8 protein-coding genes are annotated in these 7,969 nt (G+C 67.4%); 7 read left to right on the plus strand and 1 reads right to left on the minus strand.

The window, feature by feature from the left end; all coding sequences use genetic code 11:
• On the minus strand, positions 1-546 hold a 546-nt coding region (locus ELR45_RS40885; protein ID WP_276320679.1), incomplete at its 3' end, for a Tex-like N-terminal domain-containing protein.
• 200 nt (positions 547-746) lie between these two features.
• Between ELR45_RS40885 and ELR45_RS14035 the strand changes: the two genes are divergently transcribed.
• From ELR45_RS14035 to ELR45_RS14065, 7 genes are all read left to right on the plus strand, one after another.
• Complete coding sequence (locus ELR45_RS14035; protein ID WP_420813881.1) at positions 747-1,268, plus strand: gluconokinase; 522 nt, start codon at positions 747-749, stop codon at positions 1,266-1,268.
• Between the two features lie 126 nt (positions 1,269-1,394).
• The gene (gene gndA, locus ELR45_RS14040) at positions 1,395-2,837 is read left to right on the plus strand and encodes an NADP-dependent phosphogluconate dehydrogenase (protein WP_129666961.1); all 1,443 of its coding nucleotides are present in this window, start codon (positions 1,395-1,397) and stop codon (positions 2,835-2,837) included.
• 39 nt (positions 2,838-2,876) lie between these two features.
• On the plus strand, positions 2,877-3,908 hold the full coding sequence (locus ELR45_RS14045) for a class I mannose-6-phosphate isomerase (protein ID WP_205856573.1): 1,032 nt from the start codon (positions 2,877-2,879) through the stop codon (positions 3,906-3,908).
• Positions 3,909-3,949: 41 nt separating this feature from the next.
• Positions 3,950-4,558, plus strand: coding sequence for a class I SAM-dependent methyltransferase (locus tag ELR45_RS14050; RefSeq protein WP_129666965.1), 609 nt, complete (start codon positions 3,950-3,952; stop codon positions 4,556-4,558).
• A gap of 18 nt (positions 4,559-4,576) precedes the next feature.
• Positions 4,577-5,128: a TrmH family RNA methyltransferase gene (locus ELR45_RS14055; protein WP_129666966.1), complete on the plus strand. Its 552-nt coding sequence runs from the start codon at positions 4,577-4,579 to the stop codon at positions 5,126-5,128.
• A gap of 37 nt (positions 5,129-5,165) precedes the next feature.
• Positions 5,166-5,627: a DoxX family protein gene (locus tag ELR45_RS14060; RefSeq protein WP_129666967.1), complete on the plus strand. Its 462-nt coding sequence runs from the start codon at positions 5,166-5,168 to the stop codon at positions 5,625-5,627.
• Between the two features lie 123 nt (positions 5,628-5,750).
• Positions 5,751-7,969, plus strand: a 2,219-nt coding sequence (locus tag ELR45_RS14065; RefSeq protein ID WP_205856574.1) for a transglycosylase domain-containing protein, incomplete at its 3' end; no start/stop codon positions are given.

The following is a 7,969-nucleotide window of genomic DNA, read 5'->3' on the forward strand; positions in this document are numbered from 1 at the left end:
ACGCAGGTCGCCGATGAGGTCGGCGTCCTCGGCGAATCTCTCGACGAGAATCGCTTTGGCGCCGTCCAAGGCGGCCGCGGCATCCGGCACGCCGTCGTTGACGAACGCCTGTGCGGCCGTCTGCGGATCCTGGGTCGGATCGTCCAGCAACCCGTCGGCCAACGGCTCCAGCCCCGCCTCCCGGGCGATCTGTGCCTTGGTCCGTCGCTTCGGCTTGTAGGGGAGGTAGATGTCCTCGAGCCGGGCCTTGGTCTCCGCGGCCATGATCTGGGCCTCGAGATCCTCGGTCAGCTTGCCCTGCTCGCGGATCGAGTCGAGGATCGTGGTGCGCCGCTCCTCGAACTCGCGCAGATAGCGGAGCCGCTCTTCGAGAGTCCGGAGCTGCGCGTCGTCGAGCATGCCGGTGGCCTCTTTGCGGTACCGGGCGATGAACGGCACCGTGGAGCCCTCGTCGAGCAGCCCGACCGCGGCGCGCACCTGACCTTCACGCGCACCGAGTTCCTCGGCGATCTTCTGAAACACCCAGCTGGGCGTGGAAACTGTCACGACCTTGACCTTCGACCTCTCCCGATCGTTATCTTCGGACCTCGACGGGACATTCTGCCTGATAGCGCCATCCTGCTAGTGTCGAGGCGCGACTGCGGGGCATGGGCGGGCAGAGTTCGGCCTGCCCGGATGCCCTGGGCGGACGCCGACCAGGTCGTTGCCGAGCCTGCGGACCGCCGTAGGTATGAGAACACAGGAGGATGCCGGTGCTCCAGACACCCCAGCACATCGTCGTCATGGGTGTGTCCGGATCGGGGAAGACCACGGTGGCGAAGCTGCTCGCCAGGCGGCTGGCGTGGCCGTATGCCGAAGGTGACGACTTCCATCCGGAGTCCAACGTCCAGAAGATGGCCGCCGGGAAGCCGCTGGAGGACGAGGACCGCTGGCCGTGGCTGCGGGCGGTCGCGGATTGGATGTCCGCTCAGGCGGACGACGGCCGCAGCACCGTCGTCACGTGCTCAGCCCTGCGTCGCGCCTATCGCGATTCGTTGCGCGAGGCCCGCGGCCAGGTCCGGTTCGCGCATCTGTCCGGTGAGTTCGACGTGATCGGCGAGCGGGTCGCCTACCGCGGCGGTCATTTCATGCCGGCTTCGCTGCTGACCTCCCAGTTCGAGACTCTCGAGGGGTTGGGAGACGATGAAGAGGGAACCGTGGTGGACGTGAATCGGGCCCCAGAAGATATCGCCGACGCCGTGATCGCCGGTCTCGACCTGAGCACCTGATCGCAAGGGCGCTTCGGGGCATGCGTCAGGATGAGACCTCAGAGGTTGCGAGTCAGGCAGCTCCCATTTCTGCGCGACCTCTCTAAGCGCTTCACCAGATCTGCTGATGTGAGATGAGGAGTGAGCATGGCTGAAGGCCAAATGGCGGACGTCGCCGTCACCGGTCTTGGGACGATGGGGCGGAACCTCGCCCGCAATTTCGCGCGTAACGGGTTCCGGGTCGGCGTGCACAACCGTAGTGCGGAACGCACTGATGAGCTGATGGACGAGTTCGGGCACGAAGGCGACTTCGTCCCCGCGACGAGTCTGGAGGACCTGGTGCAGTCGCTTCAGCGGCCGCGCCGGGTCGTGATCATGGTGCCCGCCGGAGGACCGACCGACGGGGTGATCGATGAGATCAGCCCAATGCTCGAAACCGGCGACATCGTGATCGACGGTGGAAACGCGCATTACCAGGACACGCGCCGCCGGGAGGCGGACCTGCGCGAGAAGGGCCTGCACTTCGTCGGCATGGGTGTCTCCGGCGGCGAGGAGGGCGCACTGCTCGGGCCCAGCATCATGCCGGGTGGCACGGCTGAGGCGTACTCCGCGCTGGAGCCTCTGCTGAAGAAGATCGCCGCGGATGTCGACGGCACGCCGTGCTGTACGCACGTCGGCCCCGACGGCGCTGGACACTTCGTCAAGATGCTGCACAACGGTATCGAGTACGCCGACATGCAGCTGATCGCCGAGAGCTACGACCTGCTGCGCAACGGTCTGGGAATGGAGCCCGCAGAGGTCGGCGAGGTATTCACCGCCTGGAACGACGGTGACCTGGAGTCGTTCCTGGTGGAGATCACCGCCGAGGTGCTCGCGCACGTGGACGGGGCCACCGGCAAGCCGTTCGTGGACGTGGTCCTCGACCAGGCCGGGCAGAAAGGCACCGGACGCTGGACGGTCATCTCGGCGCTGGAGCTGGGAATCCCGGTCAGCGGCATGGCCGAGGCGGTGTTCGCGCGGGGGCTCTCCAGCGATGTGGGCCGGCGTGAAGCCGCCCAGGCCGCGCTGCCGGGACCGTCCGCACCCGCCGAGCTGGCGGACCGGAAGCAGTTCGTCGACGACATCCGGGACGCGCTCTACGCGTCCAAGCTCGTCGCCTATGCGCAGGGCTTCGACACCATCAGAACGGCCAGCGAGGAGTACGGCTGGGACGTCAACCTGGGCGAGATGGCGACCATCTGGCGAGGCGGCTGCATCATCCGCGCCCGCTTCCTGGACCGGATCCGTGAGGCCTACGACCGGAATCGCGATCTGCCGTCGTTGCTGGTCGACGACTACTTCAGCCGGGCGGTGGCGGATGCGCAGGAGGGCTGGCGACGCGTCGTGGCCTCTGCCGCGCAGCTCGGAGTCCCGGTCCCGGGGTTCAGCAGCGCGCTCTCCTACTACGACGCGCTGCGAGCGCCGCGGTTGCCGGCGGCGCTGATCCAGGGGCAGCGGGACCTGTTCGGGGCGCACACCTACCAGCGAGTCGACCGGGACGGCACTTTCCACGTCGACTGGTCGGGCGACCGCTCCGAAGAGGAACGCTGAGCGCCGCTGTAGAGTGCCACCTACCTGGTTGGAGTACTCGTGCGTCCAGTGATCCTTCCGCCGCAGCTGCCGTCCACCTTTTACCGTGGCTTCGGCCGGATCGCGGACTTCCGGGGCGACCGCGACGGCTCGGTGCCACGGGACCGGCCGGAGGACTGGATCGGCTCCACAGTGAGCCGGTTCGGTGACCCGGGGTCGGGCCTGACGGTGCTGCCCGACGGCCGCCTGATGCGGGACGCCGTCGACGCTGCGCCCGGGGACTGGCTGGGTCCGGGCTCCAAAGCCGCCGGGGTTCCGGCGTCGCTGACGATTCCGCTGGTGAAGTATTTGGACGCGGGCCAGCGGCTTCCTGTGCATGTCCACCCCGACGACGCCTTCGCGAGGTCCCGGCTCGGCGCGCCGCAAGGGAAGACCGAGGCCTGGCTCATTCTCCAGGCGCCTGCGGGCTCGCGGGTCCACCTGGGCTGGCGAGACGAGATGCCGGTCTGGCGGCTGGCCGACCTGGTCCGGCGGCAGGACGTGCCGGCCATGCTGGAAGCGATGAACCCGGTTCCGGTCGCGACCGGCGATGTGGTGCTGGTTCCCGCCGGCACCGCGCACGCCGTCGGCGAGGGCGTGTTCCTGGTCGAGGTCCAGCAGGCGGCCGACCTGTCGATCCTGCTGGAGTGGCAAGCCTTCCTGACCGACTCGGGACAGGCCTTCGGCGGTGCTGACCTGGACGTCGCGCTCGGCTGCGTGGACGTCGCACCGCTGACGTCCGAGGTGTTCGACGAGCTTGTCGTCCGTGGCGCACTCGACCGGTCCGCCGGCCAGGCGGTGGCGCGGTTGCTGCCGGACGCCGCGGACGGCTATTTCGGTGCTTGGCTGGTACGAGACGGAGCCACCCTCCCGGCCGGGTACTCGACCGCCGTGGTCATCGAGGGAAGTGGCACGCTGTCCGGCGATGGCTGGGCAACGGATGTCGAGCGGGGAATGAGCCTCGCCGTACCGTACGCCGCGGGTGGGGTACACGTTGCCGGCCCGGTGACCCTCGCGGCGTTCACACCGCCAGGCCGGGGATGGCCGGCGTAGCATTGAGCGGCGCGACGGGGTCGACGAGAGAGCAGGGGACGATGTCTGGGCGGGGAGACCACTATTTCTCTGAGATGCCCCAGGCCGCCAGCCAGGCAGGTACGGTCCAGATGAGGCTGAGCGACCTGGAACTCCAGCTCGCGAGCGACACGGGGGTGTTCTCGCATGGCCGGCTCGACGCCGGCACCCGGGTGTTGCTGGAACGGGCGCCGATGCCACAGATCCGTGGTGACCTCCTCGACTTGGGCTGCGGGTACGGACCTATCGCACTGACGCTCGCCACCCGAAGGAAACGGGCCAAGGTGTGGGCGGTGGACGTCAATCAGCGGGCACTGGACCTGGTCCGTGAGAACGCCAAGACGGCTGGGCGGGGCAACGTCGTCGCGAGTGCACCGGATGACGTTCCCGACGACGTGCGCTTCGCCGTGATCTACTCCAACCCGCCGATCCGGGTCGGCAAGGCGGCGTTGCATGAGCTGCTGGTGCGGTGGGTGGACCGGCTGCTGCCCGGTGGCTCCGCGGTGATCGTCGTGCATAAGCACTTGGGGTCGGACTCACTGGCCTCGTGGCTGAACGAGCAGGGGTTTCCCACGACGCGGCTGCTGTCCGAGCGTGGCTATCGTCTTCTCCAGATTCAGCCCCGCGCGTGAAGGAGAAGGAGCAGCGGTTTGTCGCAGTTACGGGGTACCGACCTGAAGCGGCTGCATCGGTCGTGGAAGCGGCGGAGCACGGCGCGGATCGCGCTGCTCCTCGAAGGCGTCCAGTCGCCGTTCAACGTCGGTGCCATGGTGCGCACGGCGGCCGCCCTCGGCGTCGCGCAGTTCTACCTGGTGGGACGCACGGCGTCTCCCAGCGATGCGAAGGCGCAGAAGCTGGCGATGGGTACCGACCGCTACCTGGACAGCCAGACCTTCTCCGACGTCGCCGCGGGCCTCGCGCAGGCGAAGGACGATGGTTACCGGGTCATCGGCCTGGAGTTGACGCACGACGCCCGGCCGCTTCATGAGCTGGACCTGACCGGCGATGTCTGCATCGCAGTCGGGGCGGAGGACCATGGCCTGTCCGGGCAGTGTCTGACCGCCTGCGACGCGGTCGGCTATATTCCGCAGATCGGCAAGGTGGGCTCGCTCAACGTGGCCACGGCAGCCGCGGTGGCGTGCTACGAGCTCCGCCGGCAGGACTGGACCGGCCCGGACACGCCCGTTACGGGCGTGTCGTAACCCGTCAAACCCGGGTCCGGCGTAGTGCAATGTGATCATGAGCCCGTCGCGCGCTATGAACGACGCTGCCTGCCTCCTTCTACGTCTGGTGCTGGCCGTGGTCTTCGTGGCGCATGGCTGGCAGAAGGTCTACGACTGGACCATCGACGGAACGCGGGACACCTTTACCGAGCTCGACATCCCGTTCCCCGATGTGGCCGCGCCTTCGGTGGCCGTTCTTGAACTCGTCGGAGGAGGGATGCTCGGCCTCGGGATCCTCACCCGGCTGGTCGCCGCCGCGCTGGCGGGTTCGATGGTGGGCGCCCTGGTATTGGTGCACGCGGAGAACGGCCTGTTCATCGAGGACGGCGGGATAGAGCTGGTCCTGGTCCTGGCCGGTGGGTGCGCCGCCGTGGTGCTCCTCGGCCCGGGCAGGATCCGTTCTGACCGGATGCTCATCAAGTGGTTCTCCAGCGACGAGGACGAGATGGTCGAGGTCGCTCCGAAGCGTCGGAAATGAGGGCGGAACGGGCCATACGGGAACCTTGACGGTGCCCAGGGCGTTGGGCGAGGGTGAGTCTGGCCACAAACTACCGGAGAAGTGGCAATCAAACACCTATGACACGCATACCATCGAACGAGCATGGATGAGCAGCCGCCCGCAGAGGAGGACCTGAGCGCCAAGAAAACAGGTCCGAAGTATCGCGCTACCCAGAAGAAGACGGGCTGGCGGCGGTTTTTCGGCTGGAAGGCGTTCCTGCTCTACTTCCTCGGGCTGATTCTGCTCGGCGCCGGCGCGGTCACCTATCTCTTCGTGACGGTCGACGTCCCGGCGCCGAACGACTTCTCCACGTCGGAGACGACGATCGTCAGCTATGACGACAGCGAGACCGAGCTGGGGCGGTTCAGTGTCGAGAACCGCGAGATCGTCAACATCGAGGACATCCCGGACACCCTCACGAACGCTGTGGTCGCAGCTGAGGACCGTAGCTTCTACGAGAACCCGGGCTTCTCGCTGACGGGCACCACACGGGCTGCCTGGGACCAGCTGACCGGGAGCGCCTCCGCGGGTGGCGGATCGACGATCACCCAGCAGTACGTCAAGAACTACTACCTGACCCAGGATCAGACCTGGAGCCGGAAGCTCAACGAACTCATCATCTCGGTCAAGGTCGATCAGGAGACCGACAAGGACCAGATTCTCACCGATTACCTGAACACCATCTGGTTCGGCCGGGGGACCTACGGCGTGCAGACCGCCTCCCAGTCCTACTTCGGTTCTGACGTACAAGACCTGGATCTGGCGCAGAGTGCGGCGCTGGCGGCGATCCTCCGCTCGCCCAGCCTGTATGACCCTACGGTCAGCGACGAGAACGCGGACCGCTTCGAGCAGCGCTTCGAGTACGTACTGGCCGGCATGGTGGAGACCGGGGCGATCGACCAGCAGACCGCGGACGAGACCGAGCTGCCGGACATCGAGCCGGAGAACCGTGAGGACCGTTTCGGCGGGCCCGACGGGTACCTGCTGCAGATGGTCCGGGACGAGTTGCTCGCTCTGGGTTTCGAGGAGACGGAGATCGACAGCGGTGGACTGCGGGTCACCACCACGTTCAACGAGAGTGCTCAGGACGTAGCCGTCCGCGCGGTCGACGAGGAACGGCCGACGGAGGATGCGGATGGCGTGCGCGTCGGGCTCGCGTCCGTGCGTCCGGGCGACGGCGGGGTCGTTGCCCTTTACGGCGGACCGGACGCGGTGGAGCAGAGCATCAACGACGCGGTCGACGCCAGGATTCAGCCCGGCTCGACGGTGAAGCCGTTCAGCCTCGCTGCCGGAATCGAGGAAGGCTACTCGCTGTACAGCGGGTTCGCCGGTAACTCGCCGTTCGAGGCGGAGGGTCTCGGCCCGCCGGTGAACAACCAGGGCAATGCCTCCTACGGGTGGTCGGTGAACCTGATCACGGCGACGGAGCGCTCGATCAACACCGCATTCGTGGACCTCACGCACGACATCGGCTCGCAGGCTGTGGTCGACTCCCTGGTCCGGGCGGGCATTCCCGAGGACGCTCCCGGGCTGGAAGCCGACCAGCGTGTGACACTGGGCACGGCGTCCGTGTCACCGCTGGAGATGGCTGAGGCGTATGCCACCCTCGCGGCTCAGGGTGTGCACGCCGACACGTACACAGTCTCCGAGGTCCAGGACTCCTCCGGGGAGGTGCTGTACGAGCGGGACAGCGAAACCCGGCGGGTCTTCGACGAGGACGTCATGGCGGACGTCACATACGCCATGACCCAGGTCGTGGACGGGTACAACGGAACGGGTTCCGAGGCGCGTGGGCTGGAACGGCCTGCCGCCGCCAAGACCGGAACGCACGATGACCTGACATCCTGGTTCGCCGGCTTCACGCCGCAGCTGGCGACGACCGTGGCGTACTACCGCGGTGACGGCACCGACTCACTCGACGGCGTCGGCGGGCTGGAGAACTTCGCCGGCGGTCAGTATCCCGCGCGGACCTGGACGGCGTTCATGAGGTCTGCGCTGCGCGATGACCCTGTCATGGAATTCCCCGAGCCCGCTTACGTCAACGCCTATACCCAGGCATCTCCGCCTAGCGGCGGTGGTGGCGGCGGCGGTGGTGACGCCTCCGGCGGCGATCAGTCCGGTGGTGGTGACGCATCCGGTGGTGATGAGTCCGGTGGTGATGAGTCGGGCGGTGATGAGTCCGGTGGTGATGAGTCGGGCGGTGATGAGTCGGGCGGTGATGAGTCCGGTGGTGATGAGTCGGGCGGTGATGAGTCGGGCGGTGGCGAGTCTGGCGGTGGCGAGTCGGGCGGTGATGAGTCCGGCGGTGGCGATGAGTCGGG

Origin of the sequence: Phytoactinopolyspora endophytica (genome assembly GCF_004138495.1) — a bacterium.
GTDB classification, from domain to species: Bacteria; Actinomycetota; Actinomycetes; order Jiangellales; family Jiangellaceae; genus Phytoactinopolyspora; species Phytoactinopolyspora endophytica.